A 25,254-nucleotide genomic window follows, 5' to 3' on the forward strand; every position below is an offset into this window, starting at 1 on the left:
CCTGCCAAACCGCCGCGCTGACAAGCGACTTGATCGAAGGGTACGGGTGTCATGGAGAGGCACGATGTACAGCCCGCGACGTGGATCAGAAGCAGCCACAGCGGCGACGGCGCCAACTGCCTCGACGTCGCCCCCGGATTCCCCGGCATCGTCTCGTTCGTGAGGTCGCTGTGAGCGGGATGCTGCCCAAGGGCACCAAGGTGTTGTCCATCGGCCTGCACCCCCGGTCGCTCGACTACCGCACGATGCCCGAGGGCGTCACCAGAGAGTCGCTCACCGCGCGCATCGAGGCGGCGAACGCCGCCCTCCAGGGCGCCGGGTTCGACATCGTCACGTGCCTGGTCGACCCCGACCCCGAGACCGCCGGGGCGGCGGTCGCGGAGGCGCTCGGCGGTCACGAGATCGGGCTGGCGATGATCGGCGGGGGCGTACGGATGATTCCCGAGAACACCCTCGTGTTCGAGCGGGTGGTGAACGTCCTCCTGGAGCGCGCGCCCGGCATCCGGCTCAGCTTCAACTCCTCGCCGGAGACCACGATCGACGCGCTGCGTCGCTGGATCGAGAGCTGACGCACCGCCTCAGGCGAGGAACAGCGCGGCGACCGCCGGGGCCGCGTACAACGTCGGCCAGACGACGTGCGCGTACGAGCGGGCGCGGATCACGGTGACGAGGGCGCCGGTGAAGTACAGGGCCACGCCGATGCCCGCCGCGAGGCCGATCGCGGGGATCCACAGGCCCGCGACGAGCCCTGCCGCGCCCGCCGCCTTTGCCAGGCCCAGCCAGGGCCACCAGGTGGTGGGGACGCCGTACGCCGTGAGGGGCTGGGTGACCCACGGGGCCTTGATGAAGATCGAGAGCGCGGAGAAGCCGACCATGAACGCGGCGACGGCGGTGACGACGATGTACGTGGTGGTCATGGCGGGCTCCTCGGTCGGTGGGCCGCGAGCGCTGTTCGCTCGCTCACCGCACTGACGGAGCGAGGGGCGCGGGTGTGACGGGTCAGTCGGCAGACTCTTCGGCGAACTCAATCAGGAGCAGCGCGGAGTCGTCGTCGGGGGGCGTGCCGGTGAACGCCGCCACGTCCGTACGCAGCCGGGCGAGGGCTTCGTCGGGGCTGCCTCGGGTCAGCAGCGGTGCCGCGCGCTCGCCCACCGGGTAGAACCGGCCTTCGCCGTCCCGTGCCTCGCTCAGGCCGTCGGTGTAGAAGAGCAGCCGGTCGCCCGGGTGGAGCGTCCGCCGGGTGACGCCGTCCTGCTGGTCGTCCGAGCCTGCCAGCGCGGTGAGTCCGAACGGCGGTGCCGGCTCGATCGAGTCGACGAAGTCGACGTCGCCGTCGCGGGTGAGCAGCAGGGGCGCCGGGTGGCCGCGGTTCAGCAGGACGAGCTGTCCGGTCGGGCTGATCTGGGCGAGGATGCCGGTCACGAAGCGTTGGCCGTCCGTTCGGCGATCCAGGGCGGTTTCGATGCGGTGGCCGACGTCCGCGAGGGCGTCGAGTTCGGGGCCGGCCTCCCGGAAGGCGTTCAGGACGACGGCGGCGACGCGCACGGTGTCCAGGCCCTTGCCCTGGACGTCGGCGACGAGCAGGCGGACGCCGTCGGGCGTGGGCATCGCCTCGTACAGGTCCCCGCCGACGCGGGTGGCGCGGCTCGCGGAGATGTAGGAGGCCCCGATACGGACAGGACCGATCGCCGGGGGCACGGGGGCGAAGAGCACGTCCTCCAGGGTCTTGGCGACTTCCTGCACGTCGACGAGGCGGCGTTCGGTCTTCCGCCGGGCATGGGTCGCGTAGACGGCGGCCAGCGTGACGTACACGATGGCGAGCAGCGCGACCTGCATGCGCAGCTCGCCGAAGCGGTCGGCCTTCCAGGCGAAGAGGAGACAGAGGACGACGGCCACCGCGCCCATGGCCATGACGGTGCGCACGGTTCCGCGCGCGGACGCGAGCGCCGGGCCCGCGGCGTACACGGGGAGCAGGTTGTACTCCGGCCCTGTGGCCGCGTCGACCACCGCGACGCCCAGCATGACGGCCAGGGGCAGCGTGCTCGGTGACCTGGCCAGGGTCCTGGCCCGGTGCCGTCTCATCGCCTCAGGATAAAAAGGGCTGCTCGGGCGCGCGAGCCGGAGCAGGACGCGCCACTGCCTAGAGTCGTCGGCATGCCCGATCCCTCGCACCTCACCGCTGTCCGGGAGTCGTACGACACCGTGGCCGCCGCGTACGTCGGCATGGTTCCGCCGCCGGCGGGGCTGGATCCCCTGTCGCGCCGGATGCTGGACGCCTTCGCCGAGATGGCGGCTGGGACGGCTCGGCTCGGGCCGGTCGCGGATGTGGGGTGCGGGCCCGGCAAGGTCGCGGCGTACCTGGCCGAGCGCGGGGTCGCGGACGTGTTCGGCGTCGATCTGTCGCCCGCGATGGTCCGGGAGGCCCGTCAGGCGTACCCGGAGCTGCCGTTCGTCGTCGGGTCGATGACCGCGCTGCCGGTCGCGGACCACGCCCTGGGGGGCGTACTCGCCTACTACTCCACGCACCACACGCCGCCGGAGGCGCTGCCCGTCGTCTTCGGGGAGTTCCGTCGCGCGCTCGCGCCCGGCGGCCATCTGATGCTCGCGGGGCATGTGGGGGACGGTGAGGTGGTCCGGCCGACGGAGGCGTACGGCGGGCTGCCGGTGTCGTACGCCTCCTACCTGCTGCCGCCCGGCCGGATCGGCGACCTCCTGGAGCGGGCGGGCTTCGTCGTCGACGCGCGACTGACGCAGGAGCCCGGGGAGGGGTCCAGGAGGCGGTACGGGACGTTTCTCGCCCGAACTCCTGGATAGTGGTGCGGTTTGCCCGGTATCGCCGTCCGGTGGGCCGAGTTGGCCCAAGTCCGGTGCAGTTACGTACACATCCCCGGGGTGACCGGCGCGGCCGATCGCCGAACGGCCGACCTTCGAGGGCCTGCCTCCCGGGCCAACATCCGACGGCCGGCCTCCGGGCCGACCTCTGACGGCCGACCTTCGAGCGCCAGACAGCCACCCACCGACGGCCGGCCGCCGAACCGCGGCCGCCGAACCGCGGCCGGTGAAGCGCGGCCTGCGAACCGCTGCCGCCAAGCCGCTGCCGCCGAGCCGCTGCCCCACTCACCTGCCGCGCGTACCACCCACGCGCCCGCAGGCGCCGGGCCCGGCCCAGGAACGAGGGAGCTCTCGCGTGGCCACGCCCCGGCCGCCCTCCGAGGTGTGAAGAGGCGACCGGAGGTGGCGGGTCAAGGGTGGAGCGGAGCGGAATCGGCGGAGCCGACGCGACGGAGGAGCGCCCTTGAGGCGCCGCCTCCGGTCGCCCACACTCGGAACGAGGGCGGCCGAGCCAGAGGCCCGCGGGGGCTCTGGGCACGACCGGCTGGGAAACCCCGTCGGGCCAGGGCCAGACCGGGAAGCCCCCGTCAGGCCAGGGCCAGCCAGCCCACGGCCGCCAGGATCGCGATCGCGGCGATCACGCCGACGATGAGGCCCACGCGGGGGCCGGAGGACTGGGGTGCCGCGGTCTGACGGCCGCCGGCGCCGCCCTGCGGGCCCTCGTCGACGAAGGCGCGGAACATCTGGGTGCTGCCGGCCGGGTCGTAGTTGCCCTCGGGGCCGGGGCCCTGGCCGTACGGTGCTTGGGGGTTGTGTGCCATGAGCCTGGACCCTAGCGAACCCCGGCTCCCGCCCCCAAGCCCCGGCCCCGACCACTCCCCTTCCGGCACGGGTCCGGCACCGGTCCCCGCCCTCTCGCCACACTCTCCTCCGGACACTCTCCCCCGCCTTTGCCGATTCTTTAGCGCGGTTTGACCGATTTAGTTTGCCTGAAGCAACCATCCATCTCTATCGTTGCCCTAAGCAACAAGATGCGTGACGTCATGTGGGGTCGTGTGGTGGACAAGCCGAACCGGTACGAGAACCTCGCCCGCCAGGTGAGCGCCATCGGCGCCGTCAAGCGCGGCATGGCCCGGTCCCTGCCCGCCGACTGCCCCAGCGGATCCGCGATCGTCCTCGCCCTCCTCAAGCACGACGGGGACATGCGGATGAGCCGGATCTCGGAGCGGATGGCCGTCGACATGTCCGTCAGCAGCCGGCACGTCTCCCACACCGTCGAGCGCGGCTGGGTCGAACGACTTCCCGACCCCGCCGACAAACGCTCCCGCATCCTGCACCTCACCGCCGAGGGCAGGGCGAAGCTCGACGAACTCGACCGCAGGCTGACCGCGATGCTCACCCGCAACCTCGCGGACTGGTCCGACGACGACGTCGAACTCCTCACCCACCTCCTCGCCCGTCTCCGCGACTCCTTCGGCGACTGCCGGGCCCACCACGCGTAAGCGCCGCACAGCGCCGTAAGAGCAAAGGACGTTCATGGCCACGACCACGCCAGCCCCGCCGACGCAGGCGGGCGGCCACTCCACCGGCGGTGCGCCCATGTCGCACCGCCAGATCATGGAGGCGCTCTCCGGGCTGCTGCTCGGCATGTTCGTCGCCATCCTGTCCTCGACGATCGTCTCCAACGCCCTGCCGGAGATCATCAAGGACCTCGGCGGCGGCCAGTCCGCCTACACCTGGGTCGTCACCGCCGCGCTGCTCTCGATGACCGCGACCACCCCCCTCTGGGGCAAGCTCGCGGACCTCTTCTCGAAGAAGCTGCTGGTCCAGATAGCCCTGGTCATCTACGTCGCCGGCTCGGTCGTCGCCGGTCTCTCCCAGAGCACCGGCATGCTCATCGCCTGCCGTGTCGTCCAGGGCATCGGCGTCGGCGGGCTGACCGCGCTCTCCCAGATCATCCTGGCCGCGATGATCGCCCCGCGTGAGCGTGGCCGGTACAGCGGCTACCTCGGCGCCACCTTCGCCGTCGCCACCGTCGGCGGCCCGCTGCTCGGCGGTGTCATCACCGACACCGACTGGCTCGGCTGGCGCTGGTGCTTCTACGTCGGCGTGCCCTTCGCGATCATCGCGCTCCTGGTCCTCCAGAAGACGCTGAAGCTCCCGGTCGTGAAGCGCGAGGTCAAAGTCGACTGGGCGGGCGCGTTCATGATCAGCGCCGCCGTGTCCCTGATCCTCATCTGGGTGACCTTCGCGGGCGACAAGTACGACTGGATGTCCTGGCAGACGGCCGCCATGGTCGGCGGTTCCGTCGTCCTCGGCGCGCTCTTCCTGCTCATCGAGTCCAAGGCCAGCGAGCCGATCATCCCGCTGCGCCTCTTCCGCAACCGGACCATCACCCTCGCCTCGCTCGCCTCGCTCTTCGTGGGCGTCGCGATGTTCGCCGGCACGGTCTTCTTCAGCCAGTACTTCCAGCTGGCCCGGAACGAGTCGCCGACGATGTCCGGCGTCCTGACCATCCCGATGATCGCCGGTCTGTTCGTCTCCTCGACCGTCTCCGGCATGGTCATCACCAAGACCGGCCGCTGGAAGGCGTGGCTGGTCAGCGGTGGCGCCCTGGCCGCCGGCGGGCTCGGACTGCTCGGCACCATCCGTTACGACACGGAGTACTGGCACATCGCGCTCTTCATGGCGGTCCTCGGCCTCGGCCTCGGCATGATGATGCAGAACCTGGTCCTCTGCACGCAGAACCAGGTGGCCCCCTCCGACCTCGGCGCCGCCTCCTCCGTCGTCACCTTTTTCCGCTCCCTCGGCGGTGCGGTCGGCGTCTCGGCGCTCGGCGCGGTCATGGCCCACCGGGTCACCGACTACGTCAAGGACGGTATGGCCGAACTCGGCCCCAAGGCCGCGGCGGCGATGGGCCAGGGCGGCGGGGCGGGCTCCGGCGCGATCCCGGACATGGACAAGCTGCCGGCCCCGATCCGTACGGTCATGGAGAGCGCGTACGGGCACGGTGTCGCGGACGTCTTCCTCTACTCGGCGCCGTTCGCGCTGCTCGCCTTCGTGGTGACGCTCTTCATCAAGGAGGTCGCCCTGAAGAGCAACACCACGACGACGAAGGAAGGCTGAAAGACTCCCGGCCGCGCTCCGAGCGGAGGCGCGGCCGGGTCGGGTACGGAGCGGCGGGCAGGGGACGGCCCGCCGCTCCGTCGTTTCCCGCGGCGCTTCAGGAGGCCCCGGACTCGCGGGCTTCCCTGCCGACCATGACCTCGATGCCCGCGACCAGCACGTCCAGGGCGTAGTCGAAGTCGCGGTCCCAGATCGCGCTGACGCTGCCGTGCGAGGCCCGCTCGTCGAGCAGCTCCGCCATCGGTTCGAGCGCCTCGACGAAGTTCGGGTCGTCGCGGAAGGCGGTGATCGCCTCGCCGTAGAAGTCGTCCTGCGACATGCCCGCCTCGTCCGCCCGCCGCGCGAACTGGGACTCCATCGTCCCGTAGCCGTACACGAACTGGAAGATGGCCGACATGGCGCTCGGCTGCCGGTCGAGGGTCAGGCCGGTGTCCCGGACCGCCTCCTGGATCTTGGCTCCGACGGCGATGGCGTGCGGGCCGATGTTCAGGTACTGGCCGGCGATCGGCGACATCCACGGGTGGCGCACCAGCATCCGCCGGTAGTCCAGGGCGAGGACGCGGATCCGGTTCTTCCACTCCCCCGCGGCGTCGACGGCGGCGAGGTCGATCTCGCCGTACACGGAGTCGACGGCGAACTCGATGATGTCGTCCTTGGTGTCCACGTACCAGTACAGGGACATGGCCGTGACGCCCAGTTCGGTCGCCAGCTTGCGCATGGAGAGGCCGGCCAGGCCCTCCTCGTCCAGCATCCGGATCGCGGTCGTCACGATCCGTTCGCGGTCGAGGCCGGCCGGGCCGCCTCCGGTGCGCGGGGTGCGCTGCTCGAGCCACACACTGGAACGCGCCGGGTTCTTGGCCCGGTCGGCGGCCTTGACCATCGCGTTCCTCCGTGTGCTCACGTTCAGCGGCCCGTCACCGCGTCTTTCGTCCCCATGCTATTCAGCCACCGCCTTCATCTCCGAGCCCTCCGCCTTGCTCTCCGCCTTGCTCTCCGAGCGCTCCGCACGCTTGAGCAGCGCCGCCGCCAGCAGACCGCCGGCGAAGACGGAGACCGCGCCGACCAGTTGGCTGGTCTGGAGCCCGGAGGCGAAGGCGTCACTGATCTGCGCCCGCTCGGCGTCGCTGCCCGCCGCCGCGAGCGCCGCGGGCAGCGAGGTCGCGGTGACCGCGACGAGTGCCGCGAACCGGGCATTGAGGACGGCGCCGAGGACGGCGACACCCAGGCCGTTGCCGAACTCGGCGAGGGTGCCGTTGATCCCGGCGCCGACGCCCGCCTTCTCCGGCGGGATGGCGCTCATGATCGCGTTGGCCATGGCCGGCGAGGAGACCGCGATGCCCGCGCCCATCAGGACGAGGCCGACCAGCATGCCCCAGTAGCTGCCGTCCGTACCGCCGCCGAGCACGGCGATCGACAGCAGACCGCCGGAGACCAGCGTCATGCCGAGCAGGACCGCGAGCGGGGTGCCGATCTTCATGACGAGGCGCGGGCCGAGGCCGGTCAGGTTGAGTCCGACGATCGTCAGGGCGAGCGGGGCCATCCGCAGACCGGCTTCGAGCGGCTCGTAGCCGAGGACGAACTGCAGGTGCTGGGTGAGCAGGAAGAGCGAGCCGCCCATGCCGAAGACGACGAGCAGCGAACCGCCGATGGCGCCGATGAACTTCTGGTTCCGGAAGAAGTGCATGTCGAGCATGGGGTACGGGATGCGCAGCTCCCACAGCGCGAAGGCACCGAGGACGAGCACGCCGATGGCGGCCGGGACCAGTACCTCCGCCGAGGTCCAGCCGTGCTCGGGGCCGGTGATGATCGCGTACACGACCGCCACCATGCCGATGGTGGAGAGCAGCGCGCCGAGCAGGTCGGGGCGCTCGCCCTGCGGGTTCTTCGACTCCGGTACGAGCTTGAGGACGGCGACCAGGCCGATGAGCGCCACCGGGATGTTGATGAGGAAGATCATTCCCCACCAGTAGTGGTTGAGGATGACGCCGCCGATCAGCGGTCCTGCGGCGAAGCCGAGCGAGCTGACGGTGGACCAGAGGGCGATGGCCTTGACCCGCTCGGAGTCGTCGAAGATCTGCATGACGACGGCGAGCGTGGTGGTCATGAGCAGGGCGCCGCCGACGCCCATGCCGGCCCGGGCGGCGATCAGCTGGCCGGTGGACTCGGCGAGTCCGGCGGCGAGCGAGCCGAGGCCGAAGAGCGCGAGGCCGACGGCGAGGAGCTTCTTGCGGCCGTAGCGGTCGGCCGCGTTGCCCGCGGTGAGCAGCAGGCCGGACTGGACCAGCGAGTAGGCGTTGATCATCCACTGGATGTCGCTGGTGGAGGCGTGGAGCTCCGAGGTCAGCGAGGGGATGGCGACGCCGAGGACGGTGTTGTCGAGCAGCACGGTGAGCTGGGCCAGACAGATGACGCCGAGGATCAGCCAGCGCTGCGGATGGCCGCCGGTGGCAGCGGGTGGTGAGGACTCGGTGGTCGTCGTCGCCGTCATGGGCGGCACTCCTTGTACGGTGTACGGGGGCTGGACTCGTACACCGTACAAGGATTTCTCGTACGCTGTATAGCGGTTATTTCCGGGCTACTCCTTGGGGGCCGTGAGGTCGTAGAGCGTGGCGCCGTCGACGGTGACCTCCTCGAAGGTGGCCGAGACCCAGCTGGAGATCTCCGAGCCGCCGCCCATGCCGCCGCCGCCCGGGCCGCCTTCCGTGCCGCCGCCCATGCCGCCTCCGGCGATGAAGTAGTGGATCTTGCCCTGGGCCACGTACTGCTTGAACTGGGCGAGCGTCGGGGACGGGTCGCTGCCGTTGAAGCCGCCGATGGCCATCACCGGCTTCTCGGTCGCGAGTTGGTAGCTGGCGGCGTTCTGCGCGCCGATGGCGGCCGCGACCCAGGTGTAGTCGTCGGCGTCGGCAAGGAGGGCGGCCTTGGCCTTCGCGCCGACCGAGGCTCCGTTGAGGAGACCGCCCATGCCGCCGCCACCGAATCCTCCCTGGCCACCGCGCTCCATGGCGCCCTGCGGCGGGGTGGGCAACTGGCCCGCGCCGCCGGGGAACTGGCCCGCGCCCTGCGGCGGAGTGCCACCAGGCTGCCCCTGGCCCTGGCCCTGGCCCTGGTTCTGCCCCTGGCCCTGACCCATGCCGCGCCCGCCGCCGTCCATCCGCATGCCACCGTCGTCGCCGCCCGGCATCCGACCGCCCATCCCCATGCCACCCGGACCCATGCCACGACCGCCGGCCGGTCCTGCGGTCACGATCGAGCCCTGGTGGCCGGTGCTCAGCGTCGCCAGGGTGTACGCGAACGGCCCCGCGAGCCCCGCCGCGAGCCCCAGGCCCGCGAGCCCGAGCCCCACGCGCCGGTCGAGCCGACCGGCGAGCAGCAGCCCGAGCGCGGCGAGCGAACCCGCGACCAGGACCGTCCAGCGCAGCCACGGCAGCCAGTCGGGCGTCCGGCCGAGCAGGACGTACGCCCAGACGGCCGTCGCCGCGACCGTCACCGCGAGCGCGGCGGAGGCGAGGAACCGGCCGCGCTCCTCCCACAGCACGCTCGCGCCCATGCCGACCAGGGCGGCGACGTACGGGGCGAGGGCCACCGTGTAGTACTCGTGGAAGATGCCGGCCATGAAGCTGAACACGGCCAGCGTCATCAGCAGCGAACCGCCCCAGACCAGGAACGCGGACCTGGCCGTGTCCGTACGGGACGAGCGCCAGGTGACGACGAGACCGGCCACGAGCAGGATCAGCGCGGCGGGCAGCAGCCAGGAGATCTGGCCGCCGACGGCGTCGTTGAACATCCGCCCGACGCCGGTCTCGCCCCAGCCGCCGCCACCGCCGGGACCGCCACCACGGCCCCCGCCGCCCACGCTTCCGACCTCGTTGCCGTTGATCCGGCCCAGGCCGTTGTAGCCGAAGGTGAGTTCGAGGAAGCTGTTGTTCTGCGAGCCGCCGATGTACGGGCGGGAGCCGGTCGGCCAGAGCTCGACGAGCGCCACCCACCAACCGGCCGAGACGATCATCGCGAGCCCGCCGAGCGCCAGTTGGCCCATCCGTCGGCCGAACCCGGCCGGCGCGCACACCGCATACACGACGGCGAGCGGCGGCAGGATCAGGAACGCCTGGAGCGTCTTGGCGAGGAACGCGACGCCGAACGCGACCCCGGCCCACACCAGCCACTTCGTCCCGCTCCTCGCGTCCTCCAGGGCGCGCAGGACGCAGTACACGGCGACCGTCATCAGCAGCGCGAGCAGCGCGTCCGGGTTGTTGAAGCGGAACATCAGCGCCGCGACCGGGGTGAGCGCGAGGACCGCGCCCGCGATCAGCCCGGCGCCCGCGCCGAACCGGCGCCGTACCGCCGCGTACAGGACCGCGACCGTCGCCACCCCCATCAGCACCTCCGGCAGCAGGATCTGCCAGGAGCCGAGCCCGAAGAGGCGCACGGACAGGGCCATCGGCCAGAGCGCGGCGGGCGGCTTGTCGACGGTGATGGCGTTGGCCGCGTCGAGCGAGCCGAAGAAGAAGGCCTTCCAGCTCTCGCTGCCCGCCTGGACGGCGGCGGAGTAGAAGGAGTTGGCGTAGCCGGAGGCGCTCAGGTTCCAGAGGTAGAGCGCGGTGGTGACGACGAGGAGGGCCAGGAACGCGGGGCGTACCCAGGGCGCGTCGTCGGTCCTGCCGCGCCAGAGGCGGAGGCCGAGCCGGGCGGCGCGGCTGCCGGACGCCGCCGGAGCCGGGTGCGTGGGAGGTGTGGTGGCCGTGGTCATCGGCTGTTCCTGTCGGCGGAGGCGGAGGCGTCCGGGAAGACCCAGAGCCGGAAGAGGAGGAAGCGCAGGACGGTCGCGGCGAGGTTGGCGACGATCAGGACGGCGAGTTCGGTGGAGTGCGCCGGGTCGCCGGTGGCCGCGCCGAGCGCGGCGAGGGAGCCGCTCGTCAGGGCGAGGCCGATGCCGAAGACGACGAGCCCCTGCGCCTGGTGGCGGACGGCCCGGTCCCGGCCCCGTACGCCGAAGGTGAGGCGGCGGTTGGCGGCCGTGTTGGCGACGGCGGACACCAGCAGGGCGGCGGCGTTGGCGAGTTGGGAGCCGACGCCGAGCCGGAAGGCCGAGTACAGCGCGAGGTAGAACAGCGTGGACAGGGCGCCGACCACGCAGAAGCCGACGAGCTGTCGCGCAAGCCCGCCCGGTACGCCGGTCAGTCGGCGGTCGCGCGGGTCGTCGCCGAAGGGGCGGGCGAGGCGGTCGAGCGGAAGGGAGCCGGTGGCGAGCGCCCGGCCGACCCGCCAGACGCCCTTCAGGTCGTCGGTCGCCGTCTTCACGATGTGGACGGTGGAGTCGGGGTCGTCGACCCAGTCGACGGGCACCTCGTGGATCCGCAGCCCGGCGCGCTCGGCGAGGACGAGCATCTCGGTGTCGAAGAACCAGCCGGTGTCCTCGACCAGCGGCAGCAGCCGTTCGGCGACCTCGCCCCGGATGGCCTTGAACCCGCACTGCGCGTCGGAGAACCGGGCGGCGAGCGAGCCGCGCAGGATCAGGTTGTAGGCGCGCGAGATGAACTCGCGCTTCGGCCCGCGCACGACCCGCGAGGAGCGGGCGAGCCGGGAGCCGATCGCGAGGTCGGAGTGGCCCGAGATGAGCGGGGCGACGAGCGGGAGGAGCGCGTTGAGGTCGGTGGACAGGTCCACGTCCATGTAGGCGAGGACGGGCGCGTCCGACCGCGACCACACCGTGCGCAGCGCCCGGCCGCGTCCCTTCTGCTCCAGCCGTACGGACCGCACCTCCGGCAGCTTCTCCGCGAGGGCGGCCGCGACCTCGGGGGTCCGGTCGGTGGAGGCGTTGTCGGCGATCGTGACGCGGAAGCCGTACGGGAAGGTGCGGGTGAGGTGGTCGTGGAGCCGCAGGACGCACGGCTCCAGGTCCTTCTCCTCGTTGTAGACGGGGACGACCACGTCGAGGACGGGACGCCCGGCCGCGCCGACGGGGAGGTGCTCCTGGGCGGGGAGGTGCTCCCGGGCGGGGAGGGTGCCCGCATCGGAGGCGGGGTCCGCGATCGTTTGGGTTCGCATGGCACAGACCCTCGCCAGGGCGGCTGTCACGGCTGTGTGATGAGCCTGTGGCCCGGCTGTGAGTCGGCGCCGGGGCGCCGGGCTACCGGGGAGCGCCGCCCGAAAGGCCCTGGGTCTCGAGGCCCTGTGTCCCGCGCGGCAGCCGTACGACGAAGGCGGTCCGCCCGGGCCTGCTGCTGACCTCGACGTCCCCGCCGTGCGCCACCGCGACCGCGCGGACGATGGCGAGGCCGAGCCCGGTGCTGCCCGCGCCGTCGCCGCGCCCGTGCCGGGTCCTGGCGGCGTCGCCGCGCGCGAACCGTTCGAAGACCGAGGGCAGCAGCTCGGGCGGGATGCCGGGCCCGTCGTCCTCGACCTCGACGAGCGCCCAGGCGTCCCCCTCGGCGCGCACGCGGGCGGTCACGGTCGTGCCGGGCGGGGTGTGGGTACGGGCGTTGCCGAGGAGGTTGAGCAGCACCTGGTGGAGCCGCGCACCGTCACCTCGTACGGTCACCGCACCCCCGGCACGGTCCGTCCCGTCGGGCAGTTCGAGCCGCCACTTGTGGTCCTGGCCGGCCACGCGGGCGTCGGAGAGGGCGTCCACGACCAGCGGCGCCAGATCCGTGCGCTCGTACGAGAGCGGGCGTCCGGCGTCCAGCCGGGCGAGCAGCAGCAGGTCCTCGACGAGCCCGGTCATCCGGGTCGCCTCGGACTCGATCCGGCCGAGCGCGTGCCGGGTGTCGGGCCCGCACTCCTCGCGGCCGCGCCGGGTCAGCTCCGCGTAGCCGCGGATCGAGGCCAGCGGGGTGCGCAGCTCGTGGCTGGCGTCGGCGACGAACTGCCGTACCCGCGTCTCGCTCTGCTGGCGCGCGTGGAGCGCCCCGTGGACGTGGTCGAGCATCCGGTTGATGGCCGCGCCGACCTGCCCGACCTCGGTCCGCGGATCTGCCTCGGGGACCCGGTGGTGGAGCGCGGGTTCGCCGCTGTGGAGGGGCAGTTCGGAGACCTGGGTGGCGGTCGCGGCGACTCTCCGGAGCGGGCGCAGGGCGATCCCGACGACCGCGCTGCCGGCGAGCGAGGCGGCGACGAGACCGGCTCCGGTGACGCTCACCTCGACGAGGATCAGGGTGGAGAGGGAGCCCTGGAGTTCGTCGAGCGGCAGCCCGACGAGCACGTCGGCGGAGGGCCCGGAGACGTACGAGACCCGGTAGTCGCCGAGCCCCGGCAGCTCGACGGTGTGCGGCCGGCCGTCGCGGGACGCCCCGGCGAGCGCGGCGCGCTGCGCCTCGTCGAGCGGACGGATGGTGGTCTCCGGCCCGTACCCGGCCTGCTCGACCTCCACGGAGCGGTCGGCCGAGCCGAGCCCGCCGCCCTCCCCGACCACCGCGCCGACCGTGCCGAGCGGGGCGCCCGGCCCGAGGACGAACGCGAGCGGGTCGCGGGCGCCCGGGTCGCCGGAGAGACGCATCGAGGGCGGCGGGCCCTGGGCACGGTTGGCGACGTTCCGCAGCTGGTCGTCGGCCTGGTCGTAGAGGTACGACCGGAAAGCTATCGTCGTGACCGTCCCGATGACGGCGGCGACGATCGCGATGAGGGTGACGGCGGAGACGACGAGCCGGGTACGGAGAGACCACGTCCGGAGCGGCCACGACCGGCGCGACCACGACCGGGGCGACCACGTCCGAAGCGACCGCGACCGAAGCGACCGTGACCGAGGCGACCGTGACCGAGGCGAGCGGAGCATGGGCCGGTCCTACTCCCCCGGCTTGATCAGATAGCCGGCCCCGCGCCGGGTGTGGATCATGGGCGCGCGGCCGGCGTCGATCTTCCTGCGGAGGTAGGAGATGTACAGCTCGACGACGTTGGCCTGACCGCCGAAGTCGTACGACCACACCCGGTCGAGGATCTGTGCCTTGCTGAGCACCCGGCGCGGATTGCGCATCAGGTAGCGGAGCAGCTCGAACTCGGTCGCGGTGAGGTGGATCGATTCGCCGCCGCGCGTGACCTCGTGGCTGTCCTCGTCCAGGGTCAGGTCGCCGACGGCGAGCACCGACTCGCTGCGCGCCTGCGCGGCGCCGGACCGCCGAATGAGCCCGCGCAGCCGTGCCACGACCTCCTCCAGGCTGAACGGCTTGGTGACGTAGTCGTCGCCGCCGGCCGTGAGCCCGGCGATCCGGTCCTCGACGGCGTCCTTGGCGGTCAGGAAGAGCACCGGGACGTCGGGCAGATCGCGCCGGAGCCGGCCGAGGAGGGAGAGCCCGTCCATGTCGGGGAGCATGACGTCGAGGACCACGGCGTCGGGCCGGAAGGCCCGGGCCGCGCGCAGCGCCGAGGCGCCGTCGCCCGCGCTGTCGACCTGCCAGCCCTCGTAGCGCAGGGCCATGGAGAGCAGCTCGGCGAGCGAGGCCTCGTCGTCGACGACGAGGACGCGGACGGCGGAACCGTCGGGCCGGAGCATGTCGGTACGCCCCTGGGGCTTGGTCGCGGAGGTCATGGGACCACGTTGGAGGGGCGTACTGAGATCTCTCTTTCCGTTCCCTGTGAATTCCCTGAGAAAGCGCCGGGGCCTTACGGCAGGCGGAGGAGCGCGGCGCCGTTCCCGTACAGCACCCGCCGCAGCCAGTCGTCGCCGAGGCCGAGGCGTTCGAGGGCGTGGAGCTGGTGGACGTAGGGGTAGGGGATGTTGGGGAAGTCGGTGCCGAGGAGGATGCGGTCCCGCAGGTCGCGCAGCCGGGGCAGCTCGGCGACGGGGAAGGGCGCGAGGCGTTCGCTGAAGTCGGTGAAGGCCATGGTGGTGTCCAGGTGGACGCCGTCGTACCGCTCGGCGAGGTCGAGGAAGTCGGCGTACTCGGGCATCCCCATGTGCGCGACGATCGCCCGCAGTCGGGGGTGCCGGGCGAGGAGCTGCCCCATCGGCCCGGGCCCGGTGAACTTGCCGGGGACGGGCCCGGAGCCGCAGTGCACGACGACGGGCACGTGGGCGTCGGCGAGCAGCCCCCAACTCTCCTCGATCAGCGAGTCGTTGGGATCGAAGTCGCCGACCTGGAGGTGCACCTTGAAGACCCGGGCGCCGGATTCGAGCGCCCGGCGGACGTACGCGGTCGCGCCGGGTTCGGCGTAGAGGGTGGCGGTGTGCAGGCAGTCGGGCGTACGGGCGGCGAAGGCGGCGGCCCAGCTGTTGAGCCATTCGGCCATGCCCGGCTTGTGCGGATAGAGCATCGAGGTGAAGGCGAGGACCCCGAACTCCCGGAGGAGCGCGACGCGGCGGTCCTCCTCCTCGCGGTAGGTGATGGGCCACTCCACGCCGGTCAGCGGACCGACGGCGTCGAAGTAGGCCCAGACCTTGTCGAGGACGTTCTGGGGCATGAAGTGGGTGTGGACGTCGACGAACCCGGGGATCCCGAGCCGCGCGGCGAACTCCCGCGGGCTCTCGCCCTCCTCCCTCGCCGCCTCGTCCTCCCGCCCCGTCTCGTCAGCGCTCAAAACCGTAACTCCGCTCGACCTTCCCGATGTGGACGCTGTAGCTCTCGTACCACTGCTCCCGGCCGCGCCGCTTCGCGGCGAGGTGCTCGGCGTTGTCCCGCCACGCGTCGAGGGAGGGCAGGTCGCGGAAGTACGCGACGGTGATGCCGATGCCGCCAGGAGTGCGGGCGGACTCGTAGCCGAGGAATCCGGGGAGTCCGGCGACGATCTCCTGCATACGGTCACTGGTCTCGGCATACCCCTCCAGCTCGGCGGCGTCGGGACGGACCGAGGTGAAGACAGCGGTGTAGTAAGGCGGTTCAAGGCCCGCCACCAGGTTCGGGGTCATGTGGATCACCCTCCGCCGGGCGGGGTGGGCATGTCCATAAGGGCCGCCGGAAGGGATCCAAGTCTTTACTCCCGGAGGTCATGGGCACGAGGCGGTCAGGACGGGAACAGACTGTCCTGCACATCGAGGTCCACGCCCCGCACCGGCCTCACCGGAACCGTGACGGAGGCCGTGGGCGTACTCGGCGTCACGAGCGCCCACCCCCGCACGAGCCGGGTGTCGAGCGCGAGGCAGCGCCCGGCGACGTCGAGCAGGTGCAGGTCGGGCCCGGCGGCGGCGAGGAGGCGGCCGGCGACGACCCCGCCGTCGATCAGCTCGGTGACGGTGCCGGTGAGCGGAGGCAGCTCGTCGATCCCGAAGACGTCACCGTGGTCGTACGCCCGGAACTCCAGCGGTTCCAGAGTCTCGGTCCAGGTGGCGAGGGCGGTGGCCCGCCCGTACAGCTCCTCGATCTCGCGGCGGCGCGCGTCGGGTCCTGGCAGCTGGTGCCGCACGGCGCGCTTGCGGTCGTACGGAATCCGGTCCGGCACCTTCAGGGCGTGCCGCAGCAGTTCCTCGGTCCGCCGGGCGGCCATGAGCGGGCCGCGCCCGAGCCAGCTGAAGGCGACGGCGCCCTGCTCCAGGAGGCGGGCGTCGCCGCGCTCCTCGGCGGTGATCCCGACCTTGGTCATGCCGGGCCCGAACCAGGCGAGGTAGACGCGGTACGTCCGCGGGTCGTCGGCGAGGGTGTCGGCGGCGACCGAGCGGGCCCGGTCGAGCCGCGCGCACTCGGGGCACTGGCCGCCGGTGGCACGGGCGGGGACGGTCGCGGCGAGCGGGCAGGGGTTCGCGCGGGCGCCGGGGCAGAGCCGGGGCCCGACGGCGCGGAAGGCGACCGTCTGCCCGTGAGCGAGCGCGGACACCCGCCCGCCCTCCCAGCGCAGCCCGGGCACACCACCGCTCCACCGCATCCCGGCACACCGCCACACCACGCGCAGTCCCCGTCCTGGTCTGATGAAGGTGTCTGTGCCCTCCAGTCTCCCCGGTCCTCCCGACCTCCCTGGCCTCGCTGGCCTCCCCGACCTCCCCGAGTCCGGCTACGTCCGTTTCCAGTCCCCGACGAGAAGCGGGCGGGGCCATTTCCCGGGCGTCTTCGCCCTGACGAACGGCCTGGCGCGGGAGGGCAGACTGTCGGCGTCCCAGCACGCGGTGTGGCGGGCGTCGAACGACTGGTACGACACCCACGTCACGAACCCGACGACGGTCGACCCGACGGTCTACGACCCGGCGCTGAACCCGGGGGCGGCGGCCTGGTTCCGCGCCACGGCGACGGGCCTGCTGGCACGGGTGGCTCCGTACCTGGAGATCCTGTCCGCGCACGGGATCCCCTGCGTACGCCTGGAGACCCCCGCGCCGGGCCGGATCGTCTACGCGGACGCGGACCAGGTGGTGGCGGTCCCGCCCCCGCGCGCAACCTCCTACGGCAGCAGATAGATCCGCGCCCCGTCGGCGGAGACGGCGCTCTCGCGGACGCACCCGCGCTCGACGAGCAGCCCGACGCAGTCCCGTACGCGCTCCACCGCGAGCCCGGTGCGCCGGGCGATCTCCTCCAGGCGGTAGCGGGCGCCGCCGCGGACGAGGGCGGGGGCGAGGCAGGCGGCGACGGCCCGCACGTCACCGGTGACCGCGCGATGGTCGGCCTGCCAGGAGTCGAGGAGCTCCTGCGGCGAGACGGCGTGCCGTGAACGCTGGACGGGAACGTGGTGGAACCCGGCGTCCGTCTCGGCGCGTACGACGATGTCGACGAGCTGGGGCGGCATGACGTACCCCCAGTGCGCGGTCGAGGGTTCGAGGCCGTACGAGCCGTCGCGCTGGATGCAGGCGACGACTTCGGACACCCAGGCCTTGAAGGGCGTGCACGCGGGCTTGGTGCCGGCGATGACGAGCTGGACGAGCCCCTGGAGGTCGAGCATCTTCATCGACTTGCGCAGCCCGCTCCCCGCGAGCACGCGCGCGACCTCGTCCCCGCGCACCTCGCGCACCAGCTCACCGAGCACCCGCTGCCGCGCCGCCGCCACATGGACGAGCACCGCCTGCCGCGTGTTGACGTACCCCAACTGCCCGGCGGCGTCGACGGCGGGAAACCAGTGCGTCCCGTCCGGCATCGTCAGCCTCCGCACCCGCGCACCGGTAGCGGCGAGCACGAAGTCCCCGATGTCGATCGCGTCCGAGTCCGCCTCCGCGCCCCCACCCACGTGCCTCTGCTCCTCCATCGAGCACCACCTCCACCAGGGACGCTAGGCCGATGGCATATTCAATTGTCATGGAATGAGCGGACGTTCACCCGAAAGAAGACGGGCTCCACTGGAACCAGGCCCGGCTCCAGGCCTGGTCGGGACCGACGTCCCCGGCCGGTCGGGCGAAGCGCTGGGCGCCGAGCCCGTCACGCCGGCCTCCGGACCACCCCACTCCGGAACACCCGGCACACGTCCAGCTCGCTCCTGGTGACCCTCAAAGTCCACCCGAAGGCGGCACAGCGCATCCTGCGGCACTCACAGATCGCGATGACGACGCTGCTGCACGCCCCCGGAAACGCAAGAGGCCCGGACTCTCGTCCGGGCCTCTCACCTGTGTGCACTCGGCAGGATTCGAACCTGCAACCTTCTGATCCGTAGTCAGATGCTCTATCCGTTAAGCTACGAGTGCTTGTGCTTCTCGGCTTTTTTCTTGCCGGTCGGCGTTGCGTGGACAACATTACATGACCTGCGGCGTAGCGCGAAATCCATTAGCCAGACCCCTCCTGACCTGCGGAAACGTGATCCTGGGCCGTCCTGGTTGATCCGCGGAGCGTGCGGCGGACGGAGCGCTTCCGGGGGCGCGAGCACGGAACCGCGGCGGAGAACGGGAACGGAACCGAGCACGGCGCCGCGGCGAGAACCGCGGCGGAGAACGGCCGAAGCCCCGGCCGTGTGGGCCGGGGCTTCGGGGGTGGTGCGGAGGCGGAGGGATTTGAACCCTCGATGGGCTTTAAGGCCCAAACCGCATTAGCAGTGCGGCGCCATAGACCGGACTAGGCGACGCCTCCATCCGCACCTTCGCGCGGGCGCGAGTGGTGCGTGCAGATGATGACACAGGCAAGCCTGCTGTCACCAATCGCTTCTCACCGTACTAGTCCTCCGGGGCGGAGAGCAAAGCCCGCCCGCCCCCGTCGGCCCACCCCGCTTGCGCAACGTACGGCCGTACGGAGCGTTAGAGGGTGCGGGCCACGGCCCGCCCGGCTCGCACGCCCGACCCCTGGAGTTCCCATGCTGCGACGTCTCGTCCTCGCCTCCCTCGTCACCTCCGCCGCCGGCGCCGGTGCGCTCGGGCCCCTGCCGCCCCTGCCGCTGCTCTCCTCGCCGTCCGACGCGCTCACCGTGACGATCTCCAAGAGCGGGCACCGGAGCGCCGACGGCACCTTCCGCCTCGAGTGCGGGGACAAGGCCGGCGGGGACCACCCCGCCGCCACCGGGGCCTGCACACGGCTCGCCGAGCACGCCAGGGCGGGGACGGACCCGTTCGCGCCCGTGGCGAAGGACCGGATCTGCTCCCTCCAGTACGGCGGGGACGCCGTCGCGCACATCACCGGCGAATGGCGGGGACGTACCGTCGACGCCCGTTTCTCCCGCGCCGACGGCTGCGAGATCGAGCGGTGGGACAACCTCACGCCCGTGCTGCCCCGCCTCTCCCACGTGCGGGGATGACGTGAGGATGCCGTTCGGATGTTGCCCCCGGCATGCGACCGTCCCCCGAGCCCGCCGGGCCTGCCCTTAGACTCCCCTCAGTGACAGGCTGCGGCCCGGCGGGCAAGATGGGGCCGGCGGCCGGCCACCGGCCGGGCAAGGCGCAGTGAGCAAGGTGCAGTGGGTCAGGGAGGAAGCGTCGTCGTGAGCAGCAGGCCATCCCGAGGCGCTGCTCGCCTCGCAGCCATACTTGACGCCCTCCCCGACGGCCTCGTGCTCGTCAACTGCAACGGCACGGTCGTCAACGCCAACACCATCGCCCTCGGCATGTTCGAGACCCCCGGCACCGCACTCGTCGGACGCGGGCTGCTCGACCTGCTCCCCGGGTTCGACTCGCGGCTGATCCCCGGCTCCATGCGGCGCCCCGAGGGCGCCGACGAGCACGGCCGGACGAAGCCCACCCGGATGATCGCCCGCAGGACCGACGGCGGCGAGTTCGCGGTCGAGGTGACCAGCGCCAGCCTGGAGGACGGCCGCGAGGCCTACGACTCGTACACCTCCTACACCGGCGACGAGCTGCTCATGCTCGTCGTCCGCGATCTCACCGGCACGCTCGACACCGAGGCCGAACTCGCCCGCTCCCAGCGCCAGACCGAGATGATCCTGCGCGCGGCCGCCGAGGGTGTCGTCGGCACCGACACCGACGGGCGGGTCGTCCTCGTCAACCCCGCCGCCGCGCAGATCCTCGGCTACCGCGCCAGCGACCTGGGCGGCAAGGAGCTGCACACGCTGATCCTGCACTCGCGCGCGGACGGCGAGCCGTTCCCGTACGAGGGCTCCCCGCTCGCCGACACCCTCAAGTCCGGGCGCAAGCACCGGGTCCGCGGGCAGGTGCTGTGGGCGAAGAACGGCTCCCAGGTCCCGGTCGACCTCACCACCGCGCCGGTACGCGACGGGGACCAGCTCGTCGGCGCGGTGATGACCTTCACCGACCGCCGGCCGTACGAGCAGCTCACCGACGAGCACACGAGCGCGCTCACCACGCTCACCGAGCAGCACACCGCCGAACTCGCCGAGCTGAAGCAGAGCCACGAGGAGCGGGCGAAGGACGACGAGGAGCGGTACGAGTCCCTCGTCGCCCGGTACGAATCCCTCGCCGCGCGCAACGAGCAGCTGACGGCCGTCCTCGGCGAGTCCCTGCGCGGGCCGCTGGAGGAGCTGCGTACGGAGCTGTCCTCCCTCGCCGCCGACGACGCAGGGCAGCTGTGGCCCGAGGCGAACCAGCTCCTGCACCACCTCGCCGCCGGCTACGCCCGGATGACCACGCTCGTCGACAACGTCCTCGGCTACCAGCGGCTGGACTCCGGCACGGAGTCGCTCGCCAAGTCCGTCGTCCTCCTCGACGGGGTCGTCACGGCCGGCGTCGACGGGGCCGTGGAACTCATCGGTCCCGGCCGAGCCCAGTTCGCCGTGCACGCCCCGCCGATCGAGGCCGAGGTGGACGCGGGTCGCCTCGCGACCGCGCTCGCGCATCTCGTCGCGGACGTCGCCGGGGTCGACTCGACCGGCAAGGCCCGGGTCGTACCGGGCGCCGGGTACACCGACTCGACGATCGTGGTCGCCGCCGCGCAGCGCGGTGACGTCGTCCGCATCGAGGTCCGGGGGCCGTACGCCGGTGGCGACCCGGTCCACCAGCCCATCGTGCGCGGCATCGTGGGCGCCCACGACGGCGTCGTGCAGACGCACGAGGTGCCGGGGATGAGCGGCAGCGCGTACGTCCTGGAGGTGCCGCTCGGCGCCGGCAAGGGCACGATCACGCCTCCGCCCGCCCCGCCGGTGCAGGCTTCGGCTTCGTCTCCGGCCGCTTCGGCCGAAGGGGGCGCGCTCGCGCTGCCCGCGCAGGCCTCGGACACCAACGGCGGCGGACGGCGCCGCGCCCGACGAGCCTCCACGGACGCGTTCCTGGAGAGCCCGATGGGCGGGGGAGCCGATTCGACGCCCGCCGCTGCCGGTACGGCCGCCGGTACCGGTACGGCCGTCGCTGCCGGTACAGCCGTCGGTACCGGTACGGCCGTCGAACCGACCGGGCGGCGCCGTGGGCGTACGGAGGAGGCCGCGGCCGGCCCCGCCGAACTGATCCCCGCACAGAACGCCGGCGCGCCCGCCGCCCTCGAACCGACCGGGCGTCGGCGCGGGCGGCCCGCCGAGGGCGCCGTGGTGACCGCGTCGGAGGGCGCCCAGGGCCGGGCCGCGCTCGGCGACACCGTACCCCCGCAGGGGGTACCGGTACCGGCGCAGGGCGCCCCCGCCGAGGCTCCCGCACTCGCCCGGGCCCTGCCCGCCGCGCCGGGTGGCGAGGACGCGGCCCAGCAGCCCACCGGGCGGCGGGCCCGCCGCGCGCTGGCGGCCCAGGAGCGGAACACGGCCGCCGAGGCCGGTCCGCGGACGCCGTTCGCCCTGCCCCCGGCCGAGGCCGACCGCGCCCCGGAGCCCCAGGCGTCCACTCCGATGCCGATGCCGATGCCCATGGCCCTGCCGATGCCCGGTGCGGCGCCGATGCCCGCGCCCATGCCGCTCGCCGTGGACGACGAGGGGCGCCACGACGCCGTACGGTCCGAGCCCGACGCCGACCACACACCGCCGCAGCCCCACCCGCTGCCGGAACCGACCGGCCGCCGCCGCAACACGAACGCGCCCCAGGACACCCCTGCAGCCACCAGCACGGGGACCGGATCCGTACCGCTGCCGCCGGAGATGCCCGCGCCCGCCGCACCCGCCGCCATTGCCCCGGCCGCGCCGGCTGCTCCGGCCGCCCCGCCCGCTGCGCCGAAGGACGGGTCGCTGGGGGGGCGGGCGTTCAGTGTGCGGACGCTCGGGCAGGGGGTGCCGTTCGCCCAGCAGGCAGGCGCCCAGCCGAACGGCCAGAGCGGGCAAAGCGGCCAGACCAGCCAGAACGGCGCGAGCGGAGCGACCGGAGCGACCGGCGCCGCCAACGGCTCCGGGCGGCGCCGCAAGCTCGCCACCCCGCCCGAGGGCGACCGCGCGCCCGCGGCCGTGGCCGAGGCGCCCGCCGCGGAGCCCGCGGCCAAGCCGCACCCGCAGCCCAAGCTGGCCCCCGCGGCGCCCGAAGGGCGCGCGTACGCGATAGGAGCCCCCGCCGAGGGCTCCGCCGAAGGCCCCGAGCCGCTCGACGGCCCCGGCGGCGCGGTCGAGGTCTCCAACCAGCCGCCGCCCCGGCCCGTCGACGACGAGCTGCCCCCCGAGCCCCTGGACAACCCGCGCCGGCTCCTCGTCTGGCCCGCCCCGGACGTCCAGACCCAGCAGGCGCTGAGCGACCGGGGCTACCGCCCCGTGATCGTCCACTCCCGCGAGGAGGTCGACGCCCAGATCGCCGCCTTCCCGGCCGCGCTCTTCGTCGACCCGCTGACCGGGCCGATCACCCGTACCGCGCTCCAGTCCCTCCGCCAGGCCGCGGTCGCCGCCGAGGTGCCCGTGCTGCTGGCGGCCGGGCTCGGGCAGGCGACGCGGGAGGCGGCGTACGGCGCCGATCCCGCCGTACTCCTCAAGGCGCTGGCGCCCCGCGACAGCGAGCAGCACCCGTCGCGCGTGCTGGTCATCGAGGAGAACGAGGACATCGCGCAGGCGCTCGCCGCGACCCTGGAGCGGCGCGGGATGCAGGTGGCACGGGCGTCAGCGGACACCGACGCGGTCACGCTGGCCACGCAGATCCGGCCGAACCTGGTGGTGATGGACCTGATGCAGGTGCGCCGCCGCCGGGCCGGAATCATCGACTGGCTGCGCGCGAACGGACAGCTGAACCACACCCCGCTGGTCGTCTACACCTCCACCGGCCTCGACGAGGAGGAGCTGCCGAAGCTGTCGTCGGGCGAGACGGTTCTCTTCCTGGCCGAGCGGTCGACGAGCGCGGAGGTCCAGTCGCGGATCGTCGATCTGCTGGCGAAGATCGGCACCAACTGAGAGGAGGGGAGCGGCCCGTGGACCGCTCCCCTCCCCCTCACCCCCTCTACCGCTCGCGCGGTACTACACCTCGGTGACGGCCAGCTCGCCGTCCGCGTACTGCCTGCGGATCACCTTCTTGTCGAACTTGCCGACGCTCGTCTTCGGCACCGCCGGGACCAGCGCCCAGCGCTCCGGCAGCTGCCATTTGGCGATCGACTCGGCGAGGAACTCCTTGAGCGACTCGTACGTCGCCGTCGATCCCTCCTTGAGGACGACGGTCGCCAGCGGCCGCTCGCCCCACTTCTCGTCCGGGACGGCGACGACGGCTGCTTCGGCGACCTCGGGGTGCGCCATGATCGCGTTCTCCAGGTCGACCGACGAAATCCACTCGCCGCCGGACTTGATGACGTCCTTGGCGCGGTCGGTGAGGGTGAGGTAGCCGTCCGGGCTGATCACGCCGACGTCGCCGGTCTTCAGCCAGCCGTCCGCGCTGAACTTGTCGGCCGGACGGTCCGGCTCGCCGTCGATCCCGCCGAAGTACGCGCCCGCGATCCAGGTACCGCGCACCTCCAGCTCACCGGCCGACTCGCCGTCCCAGGGCAGCCGTTCGCCGGCGGGGCCGACCAGGCGGGCCTCGACGCCCGCGGGGAAGCGGCCCTGCGTGATGCGGTACGGCCACTCCTCCTCGGCGGACAGGCCGGCCGGCGGGTGGGCCATCGTGCCGAGCGGGGAGGTCTCCGTCATGCCCCAGGCGTGGAAGAGCCGGACGCCGAGCCGGTCGTACGCCTCCATGAGGGAGGGCGGACAGGCGGCGCCGCCGATGGTGACCTGCCGCATGGAAGTGAGGTCGCGGGGGTTGGCGGTGACCTCGGCGAGCAGGCCCTGCCAGATGGTGGGGACGGCGGCGGCGTGGCTCGGCTTCTCGCGCTCGATCATGTCGGCGAGCGGGGCGGGCTGGAGGAAGCGGTCCGGCATGAGCATGTTGATGCCGGTCATGAACGTGGCGTGCGGCAGGCCCCAGGCGTTGACGTGGAACTGCGGGACGACGACGAGCGTCGTGTCGCGGTCCGTCAGACCCATCGACTCGGCCATGTTGACCTGCATGGAGTGCAGGTAGATCGAACGGTGGGAGTAGACGACGCCCTTGGGGTCGCCGGTGGTGCCGGAGGTGTAGCACATGGCGGCGGCCGAACGCTCGTCGAGCTCGGGCCAGTCGAAGGTGGTGGGGCGGCCCGCGATCAGCTCTTCGTAGTCGTGCACGCGGGGCGTCACGCCGTCGAGGACGGAACGGTCGCCGGGGCCCGCGACCACGATGTGCTCGATGGTCGGCAGGTGCGGGAGGAGGGGGGCGAGCAGCGGGAGCAGCGTGCCGTTGACGATGACGACCCGGTCGACCGCGTGGTTGACGATGAAGACCAACTGCTCCGGGGGAAGCCGCAGGTTGAGGGTGTGCAGGACTGCGCCCATGGAGGGGATCGCGAAGTACGCCTCGACATGCTGGGCGTTGTTCCACATGAGTGTCGCGACACGCTGGTCGCCGGTGACTCCGAGCTCGTCGCGCAGGGCGTTCGCCAGCTGGGTCGCGCGTGCCCCCGTCTCCGCGAAGGTCTGACGGTGCGGCTCGGGCTCCCCGGTCCAGGTGGTGATGACGGACTTCCCGTGGATCGTCATCCCGTGGTTCAGGATGCGGCTCACAGTCAGCTGTACGTCCTGCATGGTGCTCAGCACGGCGTCCTCCCGGTGGGCGCTACGTGGCAGTGGTAAGGGTGTGCAGATTCTGCGCACATACCACGCGGT

At 72.5% G+C, this 25,254-nt stretch carries 22 protein-coding genes, 2 tRNA genes and 1 pseudogene; 9 read left to right on the forward strand and 16 right to left on the reverse strand.

Translation table 11 applies throughout. From position 1 onward, the window contains the following. The first annotated feature begins 51 nt into the window (after positions 1-51). Positions 52-174: a DUF397 domain-containing protein gene (locus ACF09C_RS09045; protein WP_392090509.1), complete on the forward strand. Its 123-nt coding sequence runs from the start codon at positions 52-54 to the stop codon at positions 172-174. Between the two features lie 5 nt (positions 175-179). Further along, positions 180-569: a hypothetical protein gene (locus tag ACF09C_RS09050; protein ID WP_392091366.1), complete on the forward strand. Its 390-nt coding sequence runs from the start codon at positions 180-182 to the stop codon at positions 567-569. Between the two features lie 9 nt (positions 570-578). Here ACF09C_RS09050 and ACF09C_RS09055 read toward each other — a convergent pair whose 3' ends face one another. Both ACF09C_RS09055 and ACF09C_RS09060 read right to left on the reverse strand, forming a co-directional pair. After that, positions 579-917 carry a DoxX family protein gene (locus tag ACF09C_RS09055; RefSeq protein WP_392090511.1) on the reverse strand — a complete coding sequence of 113 codons (339 nt, stop codon included), beginning with the start codon at positions 915-917 and terminating at the stop codon, positions 579-581. An 82-nt stretch (positions 918-999) separates the two neighbouring features. After that, the gene (locus ACF09C_RS09060) at positions 1,000-2,082 is read right to left on the reverse strand and encodes a PP2C family protein-serine/threonine phosphatase (protein WP_392090513.1); all 1,083 of its coding nucleotides are present in this window, start codon (positions 2,080-2,082) and stop codon (positions 1,000-1,002) included. A gap of 72 nt (positions 2,083-2,154) precedes the next feature. Here ACF09C_RS09060 and ACF09C_RS09065 point away from each other — a divergent pair, with 72 nt between their 5' ends. Next, positions 2,155-2,814, forward strand: coding sequence for a class I SAM-dependent methyltransferase (locus ACF09C_RS09065; RefSeq protein WP_392090515.1), 660 nt, complete (start codon positions 2,155-2,157; stop codon positions 2,812-2,814). A 605-nt stretch (positions 2,815-3,419) separates the two neighbouring features. Here ACF09C_RS09065 and ACF09C_RS09070 read toward each other — a convergent pair. Next, positions 3,420-3,653, reverse strand: a complete 234-nt coding sequence (locus tag ACF09C_RS09070; RefSeq protein ID WP_392090517.1) for a hypothetical protein — start codon at positions 3,651-3,653, stop codon at positions 3,420-3,422. A 222-nt stretch (positions 3,654-3,875) separates the two neighbouring features. On the opposite strand from ACF09C_RS09070, the gene ACF09C_RS09075 reads away from it, so the two are divergent. Together ACF09C_RS09075 and ACF09C_RS09080 are read left to right on the forward strand one after the other, a co-directional pair. After that, positions 3,876-4,334: a MarR family winged helix-turn-helix transcriptional regulator gene (locus ACF09C_RS09075; RefSeq protein WP_392090519.1), complete on the forward strand. Its 459-nt coding sequence runs from the start codon at positions 3,876-3,878 to the stop codon at positions 4,332-4,334. A gap of 34 nt (positions 4,335-4,368) precedes the next feature. Continuing rightward, the gene (locus ACF09C_RS09080) at positions 4,369-5,958 is read left to right on the forward strand and encodes an MDR family MFS transporter (protein ID WP_392090521.1); all 1,590 of its coding nucleotides are present in this window, start codon (positions 4,369-4,371) and stop codon (positions 5,956-5,958) included. A gap of 97 nt (positions 5,959-6,055) precedes the next feature. Here ACF09C_RS09080 and ACF09C_RS09085 read toward each other — a convergent pair whose 3' ends face one another. The 9 genes from ACF09C_RS09085 to ACF09C_RS09125 form a co-directional block, all read right to left on the reverse strand. Beyond that, positions 6,056-6,838, reverse strand: a complete 783-nt coding sequence (locus ACF09C_RS09085) for a TetR/AcrR family transcriptional regulator (protein ID WP_392091367.1) — start codon at positions 6,836-6,838, stop codon at positions 6,056-6,058. A 57-nt stretch (positions 6,839-6,895) separates the two neighbouring features. Next, positions 6,896-8,446 (reverse strand): MFS transporter, encoded by a 1,551-nt coding sequence (locus ACF09C_RS09090; protein ID WP_392090523.1) that lies wholly within the window; start codon positions 8,444-8,446, stop codon positions 6,896-6,898. Between the two features lie 87 nt (positions 8,447-8,533). Next, positions 8,534-10,708 carry an ArnT family glycosyltransferase gene (locus ACF09C_RS09095; protein WP_392090525.1) on the reverse strand — a complete coding sequence of 725 codons (2,175 nt, stop codon included), beginning with the start codon at positions 10,706-10,708 and terminating at the stop codon, positions 8,534-8,536. Next, complete coding sequence (locus ACF09C_RS09100) at positions 10,705-12,006, reverse strand: glycosyltransferase (protein ID WP_392090527.1); 1,302 nt, start codon at positions 12,004-12,006, stop codon at positions 10,705-10,707. The genes ACF09C_RS09095 and ACF09C_RS09100 overlap by 4 nt, the downstream gene beginning before the upstream one ends. 82 nt (positions 12,007-12,088) lie before the next feature. After that, complete coding sequence (locus ACF09C_RS09105) at positions 12,089-13,453, reverse strand: sensor histidine kinase (RefSeq protein ID WP_392090529.1); 1,365 nt, start codon at positions 13,451-13,453, stop codon at positions 12,089-12,091. A gap of 285 nt (positions 13,454-13,738) precedes the next feature. Continuing rightward, positions 13,739-14,479, reverse strand: a complete 741-nt coding sequence (locus ACF09C_RS09110; RefSeq protein ID WP_392090531.1) for a response regulator transcription factor — start codon at positions 14,477-14,479, stop codon at positions 13,739-13,741. A gap of 74 nt (positions 14,480-14,553) precedes the next feature. Then, on the reverse strand, positions 14,554-15,384 hold the full coding sequence (locus tag ACF09C_RS09115; RefSeq protein ID WP_392091368.1) for an amidohydrolase family protein: 831 nt from the start codon (positions 15,382-15,384) through the stop codon (positions 14,554-14,556). 73 nt (positions 15,385-15,457) lie between these two features. After that, on the reverse strand, positions 15,458-15,796 hold the full coding sequence (locus ACF09C_RS09120; RefSeq protein WP_392090533.1) for an antibiotic biosynthesis monooxygenase family protein: 339 nt from the start codon (positions 15,794-15,796) through the stop codon (positions 15,458-15,460). Positions 15,797-15,891: 95 nt separating this feature from the next. After that, positions 15,892-16,746, reverse strand: coding sequence for a DUF2797 domain-containing protein (locus ACF09C_RS09125; RefSeq protein ID WP_392090535.1), 855 nt, complete (start codon positions 16,744-16,746; stop codon positions 15,892-15,894). 55 nt (positions 16,747-16,801) lie between these two features. On the opposite strand from ACF09C_RS09125, the gene ACF09C_RS09130 reads away from it, so the two are divergent. After that, positions 16,802-17,269 (forward strand): hypothetical protein, encoded by a 468-nt coding sequence (locus ACF09C_RS09130; protein WP_392090537.1) that lies wholly within the window; start codon positions 16,802-16,804, stop codon positions 17,267-17,269. Here ACF09C_RS09130 and ACF09C_RS09135 read toward each other — a convergent pair. Beyond that, positions 17,254-18,048: a Bro-N domain-containing protein gene (locus ACF09C_RS09135; RefSeq protein WP_392090539.1), complete on the reverse strand. Its 795-nt coding sequence runs from the start codon at positions 18,046-18,048 to the stop codon at positions 17,254-17,256. The two genes, ACF09C_RS09130 and ACF09C_RS09135, sit on opposite strands and share 16 nt — an antisense overlap. A gap of 156 nt (positions 18,049-18,204) precedes the next feature. Between ACF09C_RS09135 and ACF09C_RS09140 the strand changes: the two are divergent. Then, positions 18,205-18,450: pseudogene (locus ACF09C_RS09140) on the forward strand (hypothetical protein); the annotation flags it as partial. Here the strand turns inward: ACF09C_RS09140 and ACF09C_RS09145 are convergent. Continuing rightward, positions 18,409-18,481 (reverse strand) — tRNA-Arg (locus ACF09C_RS09145). The pseudogene ACF09C_RS09140 and the gene ACF09C_RS09145 sit on opposite strands and share 42 nt — an antisense overlap. A 288-nt stretch (positions 18,482-18,769) precedes the next feature. After that, positions 18,770-18,860: transfer RNA gene (locus ACF09C_RS09150), tRNA-Ser, on the reverse strand. Positions 18,861-19,080: 220 nt separating this feature from the next. Between ACF09C_RS09150 and ACF09C_RS09155 the strand changes: the two genes are divergently transcribed. Together ACF09C_RS09155 and ACF09C_RS09160 are read left to right on the forward strand one after the other, a co-directional pair. Further along, a complete protein-coding gene (locus ACF09C_RS09155; protein ID WP_392090541.1) occupies positions 19,081-19,518 on the forward strand; it encodes an SSI family serine proteinase inhibitor in 438 nt (145 codons plus the stop codon). 183 nt (positions 19,519-19,701) lie between these two features. After that, positions 19,702-23,475 (forward strand): PAS domain-containing protein, encoded by a 3,774-nt coding sequence (locus tag ACF09C_RS09160; protein WP_392090543.1) that lies wholly within the window; start codon positions 19,702-19,704, stop codon positions 23,473-23,475. Positions 23,476-23,538: 63 nt separating this feature from the next. On the opposite strand, the gene ACF09C_RS09165 is transcribed toward ACF09C_RS09160, so the two are convergent. Further along, the gene (locus ACF09C_RS09165) at positions 23,539-25,185 is read right to left on the reverse strand and encodes a long-chain fatty acid--CoA ligase (RefSeq protein WP_392090545.1); all 1,647 of its coding nucleotides are present in this window, start codon (positions 25,183-25,185) and stop codon (positions 23,539-23,541) included. Positions 25,186-25,254 lie beyond the last annotated feature (69 nt).

The organism is Streptomyces sp. NPDC014870 (assembly GCF_043081505.1).
Classification (GTDB): Bacteria; Actinomycetota; Actinomycetes; order Streptomycetales; family Streptomycetaceae; genus Streptomyces.